The organism is Pseudomonas paraeruginosa, assembly GCF_003025345.2.
In the GTDB taxonomy this organism is placed as follows: domain Bacteria; phylum Pseudomonadota; class Gammaproteobacteria; order Pseudomonadales; family Pseudomonadaceae; genus Pseudomonas; species Pseudomonas paraeruginosa.
Map to the genome: position 1 here is coordinate 1,869,720 of NZ_CP020560.1, position 18,984 is coordinate 1,888,703.

General features: G+C 66.9%; 19 protein-coding genes. 16 read left to right on the forward strand and 3 right to left on the reverse strand.

The window, feature by feature from the left end:
- Positions 1 to 61 precede the first annotated feature (61 nt).
- Together B7D75_RS09010 and B7D75_RS09015 are read left to right on the forward strand one after the other, a co-directional pair.
- Complete coding sequence (locus B7D75_RS09010) at positions 62 to 592, forward strand: hypothetical protein (protein ID WP_053813634.1); 531 nt, start codon at positions 62 to 64, stop codon at positions 590 to 592.
- Positions 593 to 708: 116 nt separating this feature from the next.
- A complete protein-coding gene (locus tag B7D75_RS09015; protein WP_043099339.1) occupies positions 709 to 891 on the forward strand; it encodes a DUF1289 domain-containing protein in 183 nt (60 codons plus the stop codon).
- 6 nt (positions 892 to 897) lie between these two features.
- Here the strand turns inward: B7D75_RS09015 and gap are convergent, their stop codons facing one another.
- A complete protein-coding gene (gene gap, locus B7D75_RS09020; protein ID WP_003155487.1) occupies positions 898 to 1,902 on the reverse strand; it encodes a type I glyceraldehyde-3-phosphate dehydrogenase in 1,005 nt (334 codons plus the stop codon).
- A 129-nt stretch (positions 1,903 to 2,031) separates the two neighbouring features.
- Between gap and edd the strand changes: the two genes are divergently transcribed.
- From edd to B7D75_RS09080, 11 genes are all read left to right on the forward strand, one after another.
- A complete protein-coding gene (gene edd, locus B7D75_RS09025) occupies positions 2,032 to 3,858 on the forward strand; it encodes a phosphogluconate dehydratase (RefSeq protein WP_034082108.1) in 1,827 nt (608 codons plus the stop codon).
- A gap of 102 nt (positions 3,859 to 3,960) precedes the next feature.
- Positions 3,961 to 4,980: a glucokinase gene (locus B7D75_RS09030; protein WP_053813637.1), complete on the forward strand. Its 1,020-nt coding sequence runs from the start codon at positions 3,961 to 3,963 to the stop codon at positions 4,978 to 4,980.
- 11 nt (positions 4,981 to 4,991) lie between these two features.
- The gene (gene gltR, locus B7D75_RS09035; protein ID WP_012075002.1) at positions 4,992 to 5,720 is read left to right on the forward strand and encodes a two-component system response regulator GltR; all 729 of its coding nucleotides are present in this window, start codon (positions 4,992 to 4,994) and stop codon (positions 5,718 to 5,720) included.
- 23 nt (positions 5,721 to 5,743) lie between these two features.
- Positions 5,744 to 7,165: a two-component system sensor histidine kinase GtrS gene (gene gtrS, locus B7D75_RS09040; RefSeq protein ID WP_079383585.1), complete on the forward strand. Its 1,422-nt coding sequence runs from the start codon at positions 5,744 to 5,746 to the stop codon at positions 7,163 to 7,165.
- Positions 7,166 to 7,204: 39 nt separating this feature from the next.
- Positions 7,205 to 7,483, forward strand: a complete 279-nt coding sequence (locus tag B7D75_RS09045) for an endonuclease domain-containing protein (RefSeq protein ID WP_107113930.1) — start codon at positions 7,205 to 7,207, stop codon at positions 7,481 to 7,483.
- Between the two features lie 186 nt (positions 7,484 to 7,669).
- Positions 7,670 to 8,932 (forward strand): ABC transporter substrate-binding protein, encoded by a 1,263-nt coding sequence (locus tag B7D75_RS09050; protein ID WP_012075005.1) that lies wholly within the window; start codon positions 7,670 to 7,672, stop codon positions 8,930 to 8,932.
- A 100-nt stretch (positions 8,933 to 9,032) separates the two neighbouring features.
- Positions 9,033 to 9,965 (forward strand): carbohydrate ABC transporter permease, encoded by a 933-nt coding sequence (locus B7D75_RS09055; RefSeq protein ID WP_034082113.1) that lies wholly within the window; start codon positions 9,033 to 9,035, stop codon positions 9,963 to 9,965.
- Positions 9,958 to 10,803 (forward strand): carbohydrate ABC transporter permease, encoded by an 846-nt coding sequence (locus B7D75_RS09060; protein WP_107113931.1) that lies wholly within the window; start codon positions 9,958 to 9,960, stop codon positions 10,801 to 10,803. The genes B7D75_RS09055 and B7D75_RS09060 overlap by 8 nt, the downstream gene beginning before the upstream one ends.
- A gap of 32 nt (positions 10,804 to 10,835) precedes the next feature.
- On the forward strand, positions 10,836 to 11,996 hold the full coding sequence (locus tag B7D75_RS09065) for an ABC transporter ATP-binding protein (RefSeq protein ID WP_003148555.1): 1,161 nt from the start codon (positions 10,836 to 10,838) through the stop codon (positions 11,994 to 11,996).
- Between the two features lie 43 nt (positions 11,997 to 12,039).
- A complete protein-coding gene (gene oprB / locus B7D75_RS09070) occupies positions 12,040 to 13,404 on the forward strand; it encodes a carbohydrate porin OprB (protein WP_012075008.1) in 1,365 nt (454 codons plus the stop codon).
- Positions 13,405 to 13,615: 211 nt separating this feature from the next.
- Positions 13,616 to 14,467 carry a D-hexose-6-phosphate mutarotase gene (locus tag B7D75_RS09080; protein ID WP_003157409.1) on the forward strand — a complete coding sequence of 284 codons (852 nt, stop codon included), beginning with the start codon at positions 13,616 to 13,618 and terminating at the stop codon, positions 14,465 to 14,467.
- A gap of 8 nt (positions 14,468 to 14,475) precedes the next feature.
- Here B7D75_RS09080 and B7D75_RS09085 read toward each other — a convergent pair whose 3' ends face one another.
- Positions 14,476 to 15,333 carry a MurR/RpiR family transcriptional regulator gene (locus tag B7D75_RS09085; protein WP_034078349.1) on the reverse strand — a complete coding sequence of 286 codons (858 nt, stop codon included), beginning with the start codon at positions 15,331 to 15,333 and terminating at the stop codon, positions 14,476 to 14,478.
- Between the two features lie 186 nt (positions 15,334 to 15,519).
- Between B7D75_RS09085 and zwf the strand changes: the two genes are divergently transcribed.
- From zwf to B7D75_RS09100, 3 genes are read left to right on the forward strand one after another with little or no spacing between them, the layout of a single operon-like run.
- Positions 15,520 to 16,989, forward strand: a complete 1,470-nt coding sequence (gene zwf / locus B7D75_RS09090) for a glucose-6-phosphate dehydrogenase (protein ID WP_003157411.1) — start codon at positions 15,520 to 15,522, stop codon at positions 16,987 to 16,989.
- Positions 16,976 to 17,692: a 6-phosphogluconolactonase gene (pgl, locus tag B7D75_RS09095; RefSeq protein ID WP_058135324.1), complete on the forward strand. Its 717-nt coding sequence runs from the start codon at positions 16,976 to 16,978 to the stop codon at positions 17,690 to 17,692. Before zwf ends, pgl begins: the two co-directional genes overlap by 14 nt.
- 17 nt (positions 17,693 to 17,709) lie before the next feature.
- Complete coding sequence (locus B7D75_RS09100) at positions 17,710 to 18,372, forward strand: bifunctional 4-hydroxy-2-oxoglutarate aldolase/2-dehydro-3-deoxy-phosphogluconate aldolase (protein WP_034078351.1); 663 nt, start codon at positions 17,710 to 17,712, stop codon at positions 18,370 to 18,372.
- 90 nt (positions 18,373 to 18,462) lie between these two features.
- Here B7D75_RS09100 and B7D75_RS09105 read toward each other — a convergent pair whose 3' ends face one another.
- Positions 18,463 to 18,900: an NUDIX hydrolase gene (locus tag B7D75_RS09105; protein WP_107113932.1), complete on the reverse strand. Its 438-nt coding sequence runs from the start codon at positions 18,898 to 18,900 to the stop codon at positions 18,463 to 18,465.
- Positions 18,901 to 18,984: the final 84 nt, after the last annotated feature.

Here is an 18,984-nt window from a genome sequence, read left to right on the forward strand (position 1 = left end):
ATTCTCCCGGACGCGCCGTCGAGGCCGGTCCGCTCCGTTTCATCGACCCTGGAACCCGCCCATGAAAGACACCCTGAACGAACTGATCACCCTCATCAGCACCGGCTGCATGGGCGCCGAGGAAATCCAGCGGATCGCCGACGAGGCGGCCCGGGCCTACGCCGACCCCGAGGCGTTCCTCGCCGCCAACCCGGACATCAACTACGACGACAGCTTCCCGATCCCGCTCGGTGAATGGGTGGTGGTCGGTAGCCTGCCGGACATCGTGCTGTTCCAGGCCGACACCTATGCCGAGCTGTTCGCCCGGATCGTCGCCTCCTTCGGCAAGGACGTGGCGTTCAACATCAAGCCGAAGCAGTTGCTCAAGACCGAGCCGCTGGTCGCCCTCAACCGTATCCAGGTGCAACTGAGCAGCATGTATCCGGAAAAGGGCGGCTACGTGCTGGTGGATTTCAGCGAGCCGCTGGACGACGAGCTGCAGGCGGTGCTGGTCTATACCCAGGACCTGCCGCGGGTCATGGCGCTCTGCGTCGAGGCCGGCATCTATGCCGCGCCGGCCTACGAAAGCCTGCGCGACGCCGGGGCCGAGTGAGGATTCGGGCCGCTCGATCGGCCCGATAGGCATTTCCGCCTGGACGCCGGCCCGCCGCCTGGCGTGAAGTGGTGGGCGAGGAGCGCATCCGGTCCGCGCCGAAAAAGGGGGAACGCTTGAAGAGTCCTTGCATCAATATCTGTGAGTTCGACGCCGACGTGTGCCGTGGCTGCGGTCGCACGCGCCAGGAAATCCGCGTCTGGAAGCGCGCGGACAAGGCCGAGCAGCGGCTGATCCTCGCCGAAGCCGACCTGCGCCTGCTGGCGTTGCAGGCGCGCGGTCGGCGCAAGTTCCGCTGAGGCGCGTCAGTCGCGGGCGGCGGCCAGCGCCAGGGCGCTGTCCAGCATGCGGTTGGAGAAGCCCCACTCGTTGTCGTACCAGGCCATCGCCTTGACCAGCCGACCGCTGACCTTGGTGTGGTTGGCGTCGAAGATCGACGAGCGCGGGTCGTGGTTGAAATCCACCGACACCAGCGGCAGGGTGTTGTAGCCGAGCACCGGAGAGCCCTCGCTGGCCTCGCGCAACAGGCGGTTGACCTCGTCTACGCTGGTATCCCGGGCCACCTGTACGGTGAGATCGACCAGCGACACGTTGATCACCGGCACCCGCACCGCCAGCCCGGTGAGCTTGCCGGCGAGTTCCGGCAGGACCAGGCCGACCGCCTCGGCGGCGCCGGTCTTGGTGGGGATCATCGACTGGGTCGCCGAACGGGCGCGATACAGGTCCGGGTGGTACACGTCGGAGAGGTTCTGGTCGTTGGTATAGGCGTGGATGGTGGTCATCAGGCCGTGCTCGATGCCCAGCTCGCGATGCAGTACCTGGGCCACCGGTGCCAGGCAGTTGGTGGTGCAGGAGGCGTTGGAGACGATCCGATGGGAGGCGCGCAGCACTTGGTGGTTGACGCCGTAGACCACGGTGGCGTCGACGCCCTTGCCCGGCGCCGAGATCAGCACCTTGCCGGCGCCGGCCTGCAGGTGGGCGGCGGCTTTGTCGCGGCTGGTGAAGAGCCCCGTGCACTCGAGCACGATGTCCACGCCGAGGCTCTTCCAGGGCAGTTCCGCCGGGTTGCGGATGGCGCTGACGGCGATGCGGTCGCCCATCACCCGCAGGCTTTCGGCATCGTGCTCGACCTCGCCGGGAAAGCGTCCATGAACGCTGTCGTGCTGGAACAGGTGGGCGTTGACCGCGGCGTCGCCGAGGTCATTGATCGCCACCACCTGCAACTGCTCGCGGTAGTGGCCGGTATACAGGGCGCGAAGAACGTTTCGGCCGATGCGGCCGAAGCCGTTGATGGCCAGGCGGATAGTCATAATGAGGTCGTCTCTTTTCTATTGTTGTGGTAAAAACCATTACATTTCGTCCAGAAAGAAAAGTAAACATCCTTCAACCGATGATTATGTTGTAAAAACAACAATTGATAGTCTGTAGGAGAATCTGCCATGCACCCTCGTGTGCTCGAAGTCACCCGCCGCATCCAGGCCCGTAGCGCGGCCACTCGCCAGCGCTATCTCGAGATGGTCCGGGCGGCGGCCAGCAAGGGGCCGCACCGCGGCACCCTGCCGTGCGGCAACCTCGCCCACGGGGTCGCGGCCTGCGGCGAAAGCGACAAGCAGACCCTGCGGCTGATGAACCAGGCCAACGTGGCCATCGTTTCCGCCTACAACGACATGCTCTCGGCGCACCAGCCGTTCGAGCGCTTTCCGGGGCTGATCAAGGAGGCGCTGCACGAGATCGGCTCGGTCGGCCAGTTCGCCGGTGGCGTGCCGGCCATGTGCGACGGGGTGACCCAGGGCGAGCCGGGCATGGAACTGTCGCTGGCCAGCCGCGACGTGATCGCCATGTCCACCGCCATCGCGCTGTCGCACAACATGTTCGATGCGGCGCTGTGCCTGGGCGTCTGTGACAAGATCGTGCCGGGCCTGCTGATCGGCTCGCTGCGCTTCGGCCACCTGCCCACCGTGTTCGTCCCGGCCGGGCCGATGCCGACCGGCATCTCCAACAAGGAAAAGGCCGCGGTGCGCCAGCTGTTCGCCGAGGGCAAGGCCACTCGCGAAGAGCTGCTGGCCTCGGAAATGGCCTCCTACCATGCACCCGGCACCTGCACCTTCTATGGCACCGCCAATACCAACCAGTTGCTGGTGGAAGTGATGGGCCTGCACCTGCCCGGTGCCTCCTTCGTCAACCCGAACACCCCGCTGCGCGACGAACTCACCCGCGAAGCGGCGCGCCAGGCCAGCCGGCTGACCCCGGAGAACGGTAACTACGTGCCGATGGCGGAAATCGTCGACGAGAAGGCCATCGTCAACTCGGTGGTGGCGCTGCTCGCCACCGGCGGCTCGACCAACCACACCCTGCACCTGCTGGCGATCGCCCAGGCGGCCGGCATCCAGCTGACCTGGCAGGACATGTCCGAGCTGTCCCATGTGGTGCCGACCCTGGCGCGCATCTATCCGAACGGCCAGGCCGACATCAACCACTTCCAGGCGGCCGGCGGCATGTCCTTCCTGATTCGCCAGCTGCTCGACGGCGGTCTGCTCCACGAAGACGTGCAGACGGTCGCCGGCCCCGGCCTGCGCCGCTATACCCGTGAGCCGTTCCTCGAGGACGGCCGGCTGGTCTGGCGCGAAGGCCCGGAGCAGAGCCTCGACGAGGCGATCCTGCGTCCACTGGACAAACCGTTCTCGGCCGAGGGCGGCCTGCGCCTGATGGAAGGCAATCTCGGTCGCGGCGTGATGAAGGTCTCGGCGGTGGCGCCGGAACACCAGGTGGTCGAGGCGCCGGTGCGGATCTTCCACGACCAGGCCAGCCTGGCCGCGGCCTTCAAGGCCGGCGAGCTGGAGCGCGACCTGGTCGCCGTGGTGCGTTTCCAGGGCCCGCGCGCCAACGGCATGCCGGAGCTGCACAAGCTCACGCCGTTCCTCGGAGTCCTGCAGGATCGTGGCTTCAAGGTGGCGCTGGTCACCGACGGACGCATGTCCGGGGCTTCGGGCAAGGTGCCGGCGGCCATCCATGTGAGTCCGGAAGCCATCGCCGGCGGTCCCCTGGCGCGCCTGCGCGACGGCGACCGGGTGCGGGTCGACGGAGTGAGCGGCGAATTGCGGGTGCTGATTGATGAGGCCGAGTGGCAGGCGCGTAGCCTGGAGCCGGCGCCGCAGGACGGCAATCTCGGCTGCGGCCGCGAGCTGTTCGCCTTCATGCGCAACGCCATGAGCAGCGCGGAAGAGGGTGCCTGTAGCTTCACCGAGAGCCTCAACGGCTGGCGCTAGTTCTGATAGGTCGACCTTCGCCGGCGCTTGGCTGGCGCAGGTCTCTCCGGCAAGATCTGCCGACCGTCCCGCCTGGCGCGGGGCATTGCGGTTCGAACGACGATGAATAACGACAAGAACGGAAGTTCCGTTGGCCTCGCCCTGGTCGGCGATATCGGCGGCACCAATGCGCGCTTCGCGCTCTGGCGCGGGCAGCGCCTGGAATCCATCGCGGTGCTCGCCTGCGCCGATTACCCGCGGCCGGAACTGGCCGTGCGCGACTACCTGGCGCGGGTCGGCGAGTCGCTGGCGAACATCGACTCGGTCTGCCTGGCCTGCGCCGGTCCGGTCGGCGCGGGCGATTTCCGCTTCACCAACAACCACTGGTCGATCAACCGCGCCGCGTTTCGCGAGGAACTGGGGCTGGATCACCTGCTGCTGGTCAACGACTTCAGCACCATGGCCTGGGCCGCCTCGCGGCTGGGCGCGGACGAACTGGTGCAGGTCCGCCCCGGCAGCGCCCAGGCGGACCGCGCGCGGCTGATCATCGGCCCCGGTACCGGCCTGGGCGTCGGCAGCCTGCTGCCGCTGGGGGAGGGGCGCTGGGAGGTGCTGCCCTGCGAGGGCGGGCATGTCGACCTGCCGGTCACCTCGGCGCGCGATTTCGCCGTCTGGGAAAGTCTGCGCGAGCGCTACGGACATGTCTCCGCCGAGCGCGTGCTGTCCGGCAACGGCCTGCTCGCCCTCTATGAGATCAGCTGCGCCCTCGACGGGATTCCTGTTCGCGCGACCAGTGCGGCGGAGGTCGGCGCACTGGCGCTGGCCGGCGACGCCCAGGCCGACGCGGTGCTGGAACACTTCTTCCTGTGGCTGGCGCGAGTCGCCGGCAATGCCGCGCTCACCGTCGGCGCCCTCGGCGGCGTCTACATCACCGGCGGTATCGTGCCGCGCTTCCGCGAACGCTTCCTCGCCAGTGGGTTCGCCGGGGCCTTCGCCAGCCGCGGCAAGACCAGCGGCGCCTACCTGCAGGACGTGCCGGTGTGGATCATGACCGCCGAGCATCCGGGCCTGCTCGGCGCCGGCGTTGCCTTGCAGCAGGCCCTGGACGCCGAGAGCCGAACCGGTGTGAGAGCAACCGCATAAGGAGGAGCCTCGTGAGCGCGAACGGACGATCGATCCTGCTGGTGGACGATGACCAGGAGATCCGCGAACTGCTGGAAACCTACCTCAGCCGCGCCGGCTTCCAGGTCCGCAGCGTTTCGCGCGGCGCCGACTTCCGCCAGGCGCTGTGCGAGGAGGAGGCGATCCTGGCGATCCTCGACGTGATGTTGCCGGACGAGGACGGTTTCAGCCTGTGCCGCTGGATCCGCTCGCACCAGCGCCTGGCCTGCATGCCGATCATCATGCTCACCGCCAGTTCCGACGAGGCCGACCGGGTGATCGGCCTGGAACTGGGCGCCGACGATTACCTCGGCAAGCCCTTCAGTCCGCGCGAGTTGCTCGCGCGGATCAAGGCCCTGCTGCGTCGCGCGCAGTTCACCCAGGTACGCGGCGGCGACGTGCTGGCCTTCGAGGACTGGCGACTGGATACCGTCAGCCATCGACTGTTCCATGAAGACGGCGAGGAGTTCTTCCTCAGCGGCGCCGACTTCGCGCTGCTCAAGCTGTTCCTCGATCATCCGCAGCAGATTCTCGACCGCGATACCATCGCCAGTGCCACCCGTGGCCGCGAGGTGCTGCCGCTGGAGCGTATCGTCGACATGGCGGTCAGTCGTCTGCGCCAGCGCCTGCGCGACACCGGCAAGGCGCCGCGGCTGATCCAGACCGTGCGCGGCAGCGGCTACCTGCTGGCGGCACAGGTGCGGCCGCACCTGCAGCCATGAGCGAACGGCGGCGCTGGTCGCCGGTGCCGCGCTCGCTGCTCGGTCGCATGCTGCTCCTGACCCTGCTCGCGTTGCTGGTCGCGCAAGGGCTTTCCAGCCTGTTCTGGCTGTCGCACCTGCGTTCCAGCCAGCGCGAGGGCCTGCTTACCAGTTCGCGCAGCCTGGCCTATTCGATGGCGGCCAGCGTCAGCTACTTCCGCTCCCTGCCGCTCGGCTACCGGCCGCTGGTCCTCGACCAGTTGCGCAGCATGGGCGGCACGCGCTTCTTCGTCTCGTTGAACGAGCGGCCGTTGGAGATGCGCGCCTTGCCGGACACGCCGAACAAGCAGGCGGTGCTGGAGATCGTCCAGGACGTGCTGCACCAGCGCCTGGGCAAGGAGGTCGAGCTGCAGGTCGAATTCATCAGTCCCGACGAACTGCGCCTGTTCAACGGTGCGCTGAAGCTCGACGAACTGCCGCGCTCCTGGGCGCACTATGCGTTGACCCTGGAGCCGGTGAACCCGCCGGTGCTGGTCACCCAGATCCGCATCGGCGACAGCGAGTGGCTGTACATCGCCAGCCTGATGCCGGCGCCGTACGTCAGCCTGGAACCCGAGGGACTGCAACCGCAGCAAGTGCTCTCGATCGTCTTCACCAGCCTGTTGCTGCTGCTTTTCACCGGTTTGCTGATGCATTGGCAGAGCCGTCCGCTCAAGCGCCTGGCGCGTGCCGCGCGCGATCTGGCCCTGGGCGGTCCGTCGGTGCCGCTGGAGGAGCGCGGCGCCAGCGAACTGGTGGAGGTGGCACGCGCCTTCAACACCATGCACGAGCGCATCGACCGCTACCTGAACGAGCGCGGGCAGTTGTTCAGCGCCATTTCCCACGACCTGCGCACGCCGATCACCCGCCTGCGCCTGCGGGTGGAACTCCTGGAAGACGAGCGCTTGCAGGAGAAGTTCGGTCGCGACCTTGACGAACTGGAACTGCTGGTGAAGGGAGCGCTGCAGTGCGTGAAGGACACCGATATCCACGAGAACGTCGAGCCGGTCGACCTCAACCTGTTGCTCCAGCACATTGCCGAGCCCTACCTGGCCGACGGCCGGGTGGAGGTGGTCGGCCGCGCCGCGGAGCCTTATCCGGGCAAGCCCCTGGCGCTCAAGCGTTGTATCGGCAACCTGCTGGACAATGCGCTGAAATACGGCGAACGCGCCCGCCTGTGCCTGGAGGATGGGCCGGAAGCGGTGGTGCTGCACGTCGACGACGACGGCCCCGGCGTGCCCGAGCAGCGCCTGGAGCAGATCTTCGAGCCGCGCTTCCGCCTGTCCCCGCGCGGCCAGGGCTACGGGCTGGGGCTGGGCATCGCGCGCAACATCGCGCACACCCATGGCGGCGAAGTCAGTTTGCAGAACCGTCGCGAGGGCGGCCTGCGGGTAAGCCTGCGCTTGCCGCGCCTGGGGCTGGAGTGATGGGCAGGCCTGCCGGGCGCTTGAACGAGGCAGGTAGGCATGAGGTTTTCCCGGGGCGGGTTTTGCCGTGTTCCGCGGCAGCGGCAGACAGAGGCGGAGCGGGCGTTATGGCTGTGTTTGCGCGGGCAACGATTGCTCGGGCTGAAGTTTCGTCGACAGAAGATTCTCGGGCCGTACATCGTCGATTTCCGCTGCCATGAGCGGATGCTGGTGATCGCGCTGGATGGCGGGCAGCACGAGGATTCGCCGGCCGATAGGTTGCGGGATGCCTGGCTGGAGAGGCGGACGGCACGAAGGAACCTACTGCTCGTGTTGTAGAAGGTTTCTATCGCGAAGCGGCCTTGCCGCGTCCAAGCCTGGATCTTCCTGCTCTGCCTCAATCCCAATGTAACCATCCCGTGACAAACCCGGATCGCTTCGTTACCCGCGACGCGGAACGCTTGAATAGACTCGGAACATTGCAAGCGCAGACTTGCTCCGAATAACAAGAAGAAGGTTTTCCCCATGAATGCGATCCGTCGCCTCTCTGCCGTCATCTGTCTTTCCTCGCTCTGTCTCTCCCCGCTGCTGGCCCAGGCTGGCGAAGTCGAAGTGCTGCACTGGTGGACCTCCGCCGGTGAGAAGCGCGCCGCCGAAACCCTGAAGAAGCTGGTCGAGGCCAAAGGCCATACCTGGAAGGATTTCGCCGTTGCCGGCGGCGGCGGCGAGGCGGCGATGACCGTGCTGAAGACCCGCGCGGTGTCCGGCAATCCGCCGGCCGCGGCGCAGATCAAGGGGCCGGATATCCAGGAGTGGGGCGAACTGGGCCTGCTCGCCGACCTCAACGCGGTGGCCGCCGAAGGCAAGTGGGACAGCCTGCTGCCGAAGCAGGTGGCGCAGATCATGAAGTACGACGGCGACTATGTGGCAGTGCCGATCAACGTACATCGGGTGAACTGGCTCTACATCAACCCGGAAGTGTTCAAGAAGGCCGGCGCCACCCCGCCGACCACCCTCGACGAACTGTTCGCCGCCGCCGACAAGCTCAAGGCCGCCGGCTTCACGCCGCTGGCCCATGGCAGCCAGCCGTGGCAGGACGGCACCGTGTTCGAGAACCTGGTGCTGAGCAAGATGGGCCCGGAGGGCTACCGCAAGGCCTTCGTCGAACAGGACAAGGCGACCCTCACCGGGGCGCAGATGGTCGAGGTGTTCGCCGCGCTGAAGAAGCTCCGCGGCTACGTCGACGCCGACGCCGCCGGCCGCGAATGGAGCGCGGCCACGGCGATGGTGATCAACGGCAAGGCCGGGATGCAGATCATGGGCGACTGGGCGAAGAGCGAGTTCACTGCCGCCGGCAAGGTGCCGGGCAAGGACTACCAGTGCCTGCCGTTCCCCGGCACGCAGAAGGCCTTCGACTACAACATCGACTCGCTGGTGATGTTCAAGCTGAACAACGCGGAGAACCGCAAGGCCCAGGAAGACCTGGCGCGCAGCGTGCTCGACCCGTCCTTCCAGAAGGACTTCAACCTCAACAAGGGGTCCATCCCGGTCCGCCTGGACGCCGACATGACGCCGTTCGACAGCTGCTCCCAGCAGTCGATGAAGGACTTCAAGCAGGCCTCCGAGGACGGCAACCTGGTGCCCAGCATGGCCCACAGCATGGCCGCCTCCAGCTATGTGCAGGGGGCGATCTTCGACGTGGTGACCAACTTCTTCAACGACCCCGCCGCGGATCCGCAGAAGGCCGCCCAGCAGCTGGCGGCCGCCATCGAGGCGGCGGCGCAGTAAGTCCCTGGCGCGGAGCCCGGCCAGGGCTCCGCTCGATCCTCCCGACTGGCTCCGTGCCGCCGTGCGGCACGGGTGGGTTCCTTCGCGCGCGAGAAAACGCATGGCGATCAATTCCCCTGTCCATCCCACGGCTCCGGTAGCGCCTCGTCGCGTCTCGCCGCTCGATCGTCTGCAAGGCTGGCTGCCGAAGCTGGTGCTGGCGCCAAGCGTGGTGGTGGTGCTGTTCTGCATGTATGGCTACATCGGCTGGACGCTGCTGCTGTCCTTCACCAACTCGCGCTTCATGCCCAGCTACAAGTGGGCCGGGCTGAGCCAGTACCAGCGCCTGTGGGACAACGACCGCTGGTGGGTGGCGAGCAAGAACCTGCTGCTCTTCGGCGGCTCGTTCATCGCCATCTGCCTGGTGCTCGGAGTGTTCCTGGCGGTGCTGCTGGACCAGCGCATCCGCCGCGAAGGCTTCATCCGCACCCTCTACCTGTATCCCATGGCGCTGTCGATGATCGTCACCGGCACCGCCTGGAAATGGCTGCTCAATCCCGGCCTGGGCCTGGACAAGCTGCTCCGCGACTGGGGCTGGGAAGGTTTCCGCTTCGACTGGCTGGTGGACCCGGAGCGGGTCGTCTACTGCCTGGTCATCGCCGCCGTGTGGCAGGCCTCCGGCTTCGTCATGGCGCTGTTCCTCGCCGGCCTGCGCGGGGTCGACCCGGCCATCGTGCGCGCCGCCCAGGTCGACGGCGCGAGCCTGCCGACCATCTACCTGCGCATCGTCCTGCCGAGCCTGCGCCCGGTGTTCTTCAGCGCACTGATGATCCTCGCCCATATCGCGATCAAGAGCTTCGACCTGGTGGCGGCGATGACCGCTGGCGGGCCGGGCTATTCCTCCGACCTGCCGGCGATGTTCATGTATGCGCATACCTTCACCCGTGGCCAGATGGGGCTCGGCGCGGCGAGCGCGATGCTGATGCTCGGCGCGGTGCTGGCGATCGTGGTGCCGTACCTGTATTCCGAGCTGCGAGGCAAGCGCCATGCGTGACGCGTCCCCGAACCCGACCTTCAGCGTCAGCCGCCTGGCCGTGCACCTGACCCTCTGGGGCGCCTGCGCGCTTTACCTGGTGCCGCTGCTGGTGATGCTGCTGACCAGCTTCAAGACGCCCGACGACATCCGCACCGGCAACCTGCTGTCGCTGCCCGACACCTTCACCATCATCGGCTGGCTCAAGGCCTGGGACAGCGTCGGCGCGTTCTTCTGGAACTCGGTGCTGATCACCGTGCCCGGCGTGCTGATCTCCACCTTCATCGGCGCGTTGAACGGCTACGTGCTGTCGATGTGGCGCTTCCGCGGCTCCCAGCTGTTCTTCGGCGCGCTGCTGTTCGGCTGCTTCCTGCCATTCCAGGTGATCCTCCTGCCGATGTCCTTCACCCTCGGCAAGCTCGGCCTGGCCAATACCACCAGTGGCCTGGTGCTGGTCCATGTGATCTACGGACTGGCCTTCACCACGCTGTTCTTCCGCAACTATTTCGTGGCGATCCCGGATGCCCTGGTCAAGGCCGCGCGCCTGGATGGCGCCGGTTTCTTCACCATCTTCCTGCGCATCCTGCTGCCGATGTCCACGCCCATCGTGATGGTCTGCCTGATCTGGCAGTTCACCCAGATCTGGAACGACTTCCTGTTCGGCGTGGTGTTCGCCAGCGGCGACTCGCAACCGATCACCGTGGCCCTGAACAACCTGGTGAACATCACCACCGGGGTCAAGGAATACAACGTCGACATGGCCGCGGCGATGATCGCCGCGCTGCCCACGCTGGTGGTCTACGTACTGGCCGGCAAGTACTTCGTGCGCGGCCTCACCGCCGGCGCGGTGAAAGGCTGAGACGGGTCGCTGACCCCGGAGACGAACGAAACATGGCAACCCTCGAACTGCGCAACCTGCACAAGAGCTACGGCAGCGGCCTGGCCGACACCCTCAGGGACATCCGGCTGAAGATCGACTCCGGCGAATTCCTGATCCTCGTCGGGCCCTCGGGCTGCGGCAAGTCGACCCTGATGAACTGCATCGCCGGGCTGGAGAGCATCACCGGCGGTGCGATCCTGGTGGACGGCCAGGACATCAGCGGCATGAGCCCCAAGGACCGCGACATCGCCATGGTCTTCCAGTCCTATGCCCTGTACCCGACCATGAGCGTGCGCGAGAACATCGCCTTCGGCCTGAAGATCCGCAAGATGCCCCAGGCCGCCATCGACGAGGAGGTGGCGCGGGTGGCCAGGTTGTTGCAAATCGAGCACCTGCTCGAACGCAAGCCCTCGCAGCTCTCCGGTGGCCAGCAGCAGCGGGTGGCCATGGGCCGGGCGCTGGCACGGCGGCCCAAGGTCTACCTGTTCGACGAGCCGCTGTCGAACCTCGATGCCAAGCTGCGGGTGGAAATGCGCACCGAGCTGAAGCTGATGCACCAGCGGCTGAAGACCACGACCGTGTATGTCACCCACGACCAGATCGAGGCCATGACCCTCGGCGACAAGGTGGCGGTGATGAAGGACGGCGTCATCCAGCAGTTCGGCACGCCGCAGCAGATCTACAACGACCCGGCCAACCTGTTCGTCGCCAGCTTCATCGGTTCGCCGCCGATGAACTTCATTCCGTTGCGCGTGCAGCGCCGGGACGGACGCTGGATCGGCCTGCTCGACAGTGGCCAGGATCGGATCGAACTGCCGCTGGAGCTGGCGGTCGACCTGGAGGAAGGGCGCGAGCTGATCCTCGGCGTACGCCCGGAGCAGGTCGCCCTGGGCGATGGCAGCGCCGCCCATGACCTGCGTACCGAAGTCGAGGTACTCGAACCGACCGGGCCGGACACCCTGGTCTTCGTCACCGTCAACCAGGTCAAGGTCTGTTGCCGCCTGGCGCCGGACGTCGCGCCGCAGCCGGGCAGCGGCATGAGCCTGCGTTTCGATCCGGCGCGGGTCCTGCTGTTCGATGCGCGGAGCGGCGAGCGCGTGGCCCTGCGCATGGCGGGCGCGGCGGCGGAAAAGGTCACCGCGCTGAACGGCAATCGCCAGAAGAACTCCTGAATCCTTTCGTACTGCCTAGACCACAACCACGAGGACGCTGGAAATGTACAAGAACAAGAAAACCAGGCCGGCCGCCAGGACAGTGGGCTGCCTGTTCGCTCTGGGAGCCCTGGGCTTGGGAAACGCGGCGCACGCCGCCGAGGCCTTCGACCCGAATTCGAAATGGATGCTCGGCGACTGGGGCGGCAAGCGCACCGAGCTGCTGGAGAAGGGCTACGATTTCAAGCTGGAGTACGTCGGCGAGGCGGCGGCCAACCTCGATGGCGGCTATGACGACGACAAGACCGGGCGCTACACCGACCAGTTCGCCCTGGGCGTGCACATGGACCTGGAGAAGATCTTCGGCTGGAAGGCCACCGAGTTCCAGTTCATGGTCACCGAGCGCAACGGCAAGAACCTCTCCAACGACCGCATCGGCGACCCGCGCGCCGGCCACATCAGCTCGGTGCAGGAGGTCTGGGGCCGCGGGCAGACCTGGCGGCTGACCCAGCTGTGGCTCAAGCAGCAGTACTTCGACGGCGCGCTGGATGTGAAATTCGGCCGTTTCGGCGAGGGCGAGGACTTCAACAGCTTCCCCTGCGATTTCCAGAACCTGGCCTTCTGCGGCTCGCAGGTGGGCAACTGGGCGGGGAGCATCTGGTACAACTGGCCGGTCAGCCAGTGGGCGCTGCGGGTGAAGTACAACTTCGCGCCGGACTGGTACGTGCAGGTCGGCGCCTACGAGCAGAACCCGTCGAACCTGGAGACCGGCAATGGCTTCAAGATGAGCGGCAGCGGGACCAAGGGCGCGCTGCTGCCGGTGGAGCTGATCTGGCAGCCGAAGGTCGGCGCCGAGCAACTGCCGGGCGAGTACCGGCTGGGCTACTACTACAGCACGGCGAAGGCCGACGACGTGTACGACGACGTCGACGGCCAGCCGCAGGGGCTGACCGGCAACGACTTCAAGTCGCGCGGCAGCAAGCATGGCTGGTGGGTGGTGGCGCAGCAGCAGGTCACGTCGCACAACGGCGATACGTCGCGCGGGTTGAACCTGTTCGCCAACCTGACCGTCCACGACAAGGCGACCAACGTGGTGGACAACTACCAGCAGCTCGGGGTGGTCTACAAGGGCCCGTTCGATGCGCGGCCGAAGGACGACATCGGCCTGGGCATCGCGCGCATCCACGTCAACGACGATGTGAAGAAGCGCCAGCGCCTGGTGAACCAGGTGAACGGCATCGACGACTACGACAACCCGCTGTACCAGCCGCTGCAGGACACCGAGTACAACGCCGAGCTGTACTACGGGGTGCACGTGACCGACTGGCTGACGGTGCGGCCGAACCTGCAGTACATCAAGCGCCCGGGTGGGGTCGACGAGGTCGACAATGCGCTGGTGGCGGGGATCAAGATCCAGACGGTGTTCTGAGGGTCCCGCTGCGCGCTTCGATAGCGTGCCTGGGCCCGCCCGCTCGCCGGGGCGGGCCGTTTTCCCGGCGACGGCCACCGCCCCGCGTCTGTTACAAACCGACTACGCTTTTCCTGCGCCGATCATTTGGGGCTTGCGGGCGAAATGTAGTAAAACTACACGGATGCACGCCCGGGCTTTCCGGGAAGGGGAGAGGGTAGGACAATCGGACATGCTTGAGCATCCGCTGCAGCGTTTCTTTCATTCCATGCGGGCCAAGCGACCGTTCGACTGGGTACGCTTCCAACGTCGCGATCTGCTGTTGATCGACCATCCGCTGTGCCAGGCCGTATTCAGTCGGCAAGGGGCGCAGCTCCTGCATTTCCAGCCGCAGGGCGAACGCCCGTTGCTGTGGTGCGCCGGCGAATGGCCGGCGCTCAGCAGCGCGCCGGTGCGCGGTGGCATCCCGGTCTGCTGGCCGTGGTTCGGCAGTCATCCCAACGGCAGCGAATGGCCACAGCAGGGCTGGGCGCGGCAACGCGAATGGCGCCTGCTCGACGCCTACGCCGACGAGAGCAAGGTGGTGGTGAGCTGGCAGCTGGACCTGGAGGACTGGCACGTGCGTCTCGACGCGCGCCTTGGCCAGCGCCTGGAACTGGAGCTGTGCAGCTACCACGAGGAGGACGACGACTGCCTGTTCAGCTTCGCCCTGCAGCCCTACTGGCGGGTCGGCGCGCTGAGCCGGGTGGTGGTGCACGGCATGGAGCTGGAGTCGGCTCGCGGCCAGCGCGGCGCTTCGCGGATTCCGGGAACCTGGATACCGCGCGGCGCGGTCAAGCAGGTGCTCTATCATCCCGGATCGCTGGTGCTGGAGGACGGTGGCTGGAACCGCCGCCTGCGGATCGACAAGAACGTCAGCGCCGGCAGCGTGATCTGGCACCCCGGCAGCCGCCCGGTGGAGCAGGTCGAGCCGGGCGAAGCGGAACGCTTCCTCTGTATCGGCGCCGCCGGCTACCGTCCCGGCGGGCTGATCCTGGCGCCCGGCGAACGCATGCGCCTGAGTCTCGCCGCCGGCCTGCAATAGGCTGGCGGTCAGTTGTCCTCGTCGAGGGGGTAGCGGGTCGGTACCAGGCTTTCCTTGATCCGCCGCAGGTGCGGCTGGAAGTCCACGCCGCGGCGCAGGGTCACGCCGGTGGCCAGTACGTCGAGCACGGTGAGCTGGATGATCCGCGAGGTCATCGGCATATAGATGTCGGTGTCTTCCGGCAACGGGATGTCCAGGCACAGCGTGCTGGCCCTGGCCAGCGGCGAGCCGGCGGCGGTCAGGCCGAGCACCGAGGCGCCGTTCTCCCGCGCCAGGTGCGCCACTTCCACCAGTTCGCGGGTACGCCCGGTATAGGAAATCACCACGAACAGGTCGCCGGTATGCGCCACCGAGGCGATCATCCGTTGCATCAGTACGTCGGCCTGGGCGCTCACCGCCAGGTTGAAGCGGAAGAACTTGTGCTGCGCGTCGAGCGCTACCGAGGCCGAGGCGCCGAGACCGAAGAAGTGGATCTGCCGGGCCTGGATCAACAGGTCCACGGCGCGGTCGATGACGCGTGGGTCGAGCAGCTTGTGGGCGCTGTCGAGGGAGGCGATGGTGTTGCTGAAGATCTTCCGCGTATAGGCTTCCGGCCCGTCGTCCTCGGCCACCGCCTGGGTCACGAAGGCGGCGCCGCTGGCCAGGCTCTGGGCCAGCTGGATCTTCAGTTCCGGATAGCCGCTCATGCCGAAGGAGCGGCAGAAGCGGTTCACCGTCGGTTCGCTGACCGCCGCCGCCTGGGCCAGGGCGGCGATGCTGAAGCGGGTGGCCTGCTGCGGATTCTGCAGGATGACCTCGGCGACTTTGCGCTCCGCCTTGTTCAGTTCGTCCAGGCGGCTCTGGATCTGCTCCAGCAGGTTTTTCATCCGGGTTCCTCGTGTTCTGTCGGCCCGGCGGGGAAGGGCCGGCGGCGGCGCCTATCCTAACGTCAGGCCGGCATGCGACCAACAGCGTGGCGGGCTGGGAAAAATATGTTGTTTAATTACTACATATTTGTCTTAATTGCGCAGTGGATGGCTCAATATCACTCAATATTTGGTTGGTAACAACAAATGCCTGATGTCCGCGTTCTGCCTTGCACGTTAGCGCTGTTCGGTGCGCTGGGCGATCTCGCCCTGCGCAAGCTGTTCCCGGCGCTCTACCAACTCGATCGCGAGAACCTGCTGCACCGCGATACCCGCGTCCTGGCCCTGGCCCGCGACGAAGGCTCTGCCGCCGAACACCTGGCGACGCTGGAGCAGCGCCTGCGTCTGGCGGTGCCGGCGAAGGAGTGGGACGACGCGGTCTGGCAGCGGTTCCGCGAGCGGCTCGACTACCTGAGCATGGATTTCCTCGACCCGCAGGCCTATCTCGGCCTGCGCGAGGCGGTGGACGACGAACTGCCGCTGGTCGCCTACTTCGCCACGCCGGCCTCGGTGTTCGGCGGCATCTGCGAGAACCTCGCCGCCGCCGGTCTCGCCGAACGCACCCGGGTGGTGCTGGAGAAGCCCATCGGGCATGACCTGGAGTCGTCCCGCGAGGTCAACGAGGCGGTCGCCCGGTTCTTCCCGGAAAGCCGCATCTACCGGATCGACCATTACCTGGGCAAGGAGACGGTGCAGAACCTGATCGCCCTGCGCTTCGCCAACAGCCTGTTCGAGACCCAGTGGAACCAGAACCACATCTCCCACGTGGAGATCACCGTGGCCGAGAAGGTCGGCATCGAAGGCCGCTGGGGCTACTTCGACCAGGCCGGACAACTGCGCGACATGGTGCAGAACCACCTGTTGCAACTGCTCTGCCTGATCGCCATGGATCCGCCCAGCGACCTTTCGGCGGACAGCATCCGCGACGAGAAGGTCAAGGTGCTCCGCGCCCTCGAGCCGATCCCCGCCGAACAACTGGCTTCGCGCGTGGTGCGTGGGCAGTACACCGCCGGTTTCAGCGACGGCAAGGCGGTGCCGGGCTACCTGGAGGAGGAACATGCGAATCGCGACAGCGACGCGGAAACCTTCGTCGCCCTGCGCGTGGACATCCGCAACTGGCGCTGGTCCGGCGTGCCGTTCTACCTGCGTACCGGCAAGCGCATGCCGCAGAAGCTGTCGCAGATCGTCATCCATTTCAAGGAGCCGCCGCACTACATCTTCGCCCCCGAGCAGCGCTCGCTGATCAGCAACCGGCTGATCATCCGCCTGCAGCCGGACGAAGGTATCTCCCTGCAAGTGATGACCAAGGACCAGGGCCTGGGCAAGGGCATGCAATTGCGCACCGGCCCGCTGCAACTGAGTTTTTCCGAGACCTACCATGCGGCGCGGGTTCCGGATGCCTACGAGCGTCTGCTGCTGGAGGTCACCCAGGGCAACCAGTACCTGTTCGTGCGCAAGGACGAGGTGGAGTTCGCCTGGAAGTGGTGCGACCAGCTGATCGCCGGCTGGGAACGCCTGAGCGAAGCGCCCAAGCCGTATCCGGCGGGGAGTTGGGGGCCGGTGGCCTCGGTGGCCCTGGTGGCCCGCGATGGGAGGAGTTGGTATGGCGATTTCTGAGTTGAAGTTGCCGGCGGGCGTCGGCCTGCAGGCCTGGAGCAGCGCCAGCGAACAGGCCCGTGGCCTGGCCGCGAGCGTCGCCGATCACCTGCGTTCGGCGCTGGCCGAGCAGGGCCAGGCGCTGCTGGTGGTGTCCGGCGGGCGCAGCCCGGTGGCGTTCCTCGAAGCCTTGAGCGAGGAGCCGCTGGACTGGTCGCGGATCACCGTCAGCCTGGCCGACGAGCGCTGGGTGCCGGAGTCGCACGCCGACAGCAACGCCGGCCTGGTTCGCCGCCACCTGCTCCGTGGCGAGGCGGCGAAGGCGCGCTTCATCGGCCTCTACCAGCCGGCGGCGAGCCTGGAGGAAGCGGCCGAGCTGGCCGACCACCACCTGCACGAGCTGCCATTGCCGATCGACGTGCTGGTTCTCGGCATGGGCGACGACGGCCATACCGCCTCGCTGTTCCCGAACAGCCCTGGCCTGGACCTGGCGATGGATCCCCGGGGTACGCGCCGTTGCCTGCCGATGTGGGCGCCGAGCGTACCGCACCAGCGCCTGACCCTGCCACGCGCCGTGCTGGCGGCGGCGAAGGTGCAGCTGCTGGCGATCCAGGGCCAGTCCAAGCTGGCCACCCTGAACGCCGCGCTGGCGGTCGAGGACGAACGGCAGATGCCGGTTCGCGCCTTCCTCCGCGCGCCCCTGACGATCCATTGGTATCCCTGAGTGGCGGAGCTGTAGCCATGCACGACCTTGAACAGAAGACCGCCCGCATCGACACGCTGTGCCGGGAGGCGCGCATCCTCCCGGTGATCACCATCGACCGCGAGGCGGACATCCTGCCGATGGCCGACGCCCTCGCCGCCGGTGGCCTGACCGCCCTGGAGATCACCCTGCGCACGGCGCATGGGTTGACCGCCATCCGTCGCCTCAGCGAGGAGCGCCCGCACCTGCGCATCGGCGCCGGCACCGTGCTCGACCCGCAGACCTTCGCCGCCGCGGAAAAGGCCGGGGCGAGCTTCGTGGTCACCCCGGGCTGCACCGACGAGTTGCTGCGCTTCGCCCTGGACAGCGAAGTCCCGCTGTTGCCCGGCGTGGCCAGCGCTTCCGAGATCATGCTCGCCTATCGCCACGGCTATCGTCGCTTCAAGCTGTTCCCCGCCGAGGTCAGCGGCGGCCCGGCGGCGCTGAAGGCGTTCTCGGGACCGTTCCCCGATATCCGCTTCTGCCCCACCGGGGGAGTCAGCCTGGACAATCTCGCCGATTACCTGGCGGTACCCAACGTGATGTGCGTCGGCGGTACCTGGATGCTGCCCAGGGCCGTGGTCGACCGCGGCGACTGGGCCCAGGTCGAGCGCCTCAGTCGCGAAGCCCTGGCGCGCTTCGCCGAGCACCGCAGACACTGAGACTGCCCGCCTGGGCATGCCCGGCTTCGGCCGGGTTTTTTTATGCCGTCCGGGATCGCCCCGGGCATAGGGTGGGTAACGCCGCGGGCGTTATTCGCCGATGCGCCGGCGTTCCCGCAGATAGTCGCCGAGCCGGCTCTGCAGGTAGGGCACGGCCATGGCATGCGCGAGGTAGGCGTTCACCTCCATCAATCGCCAGTATTGTCCTTCGTCGCCGAAACGGATGGCCTCGAACTCGCGGTCCTCCAGGCGCGCCACCAGGAAATAGGCGAAGGGCGCGCTGCCGCTGGTGCTCGGATACTGTCGCAACCATTCGATGCGTGGTTCCTCCAGGCGGATCGAGAACTCTTCCTCCAGTTCGCGCAGGGCGCATTCGGCGGGAGTTTCCAGGCCTTCGCGGCCGCCGCCGGGAAAGTCCCAGTAGCCGGGGAAGGGGATGCCGGGTTTTTCGTCGCGTTTGTAGACGACCAGGCGGTCGCCGTAGAACAGCGCCAGCTTGGCGCCGCTGAAGGGGGGGACATCGTGCACCGGGGCCTCCGGGTGGCGGGGTGGGTGAACCCGGCCTAGTCTAGCGGGATTGCCCGGGTTTCCGCCCGGGGACGGTGCTTTGTC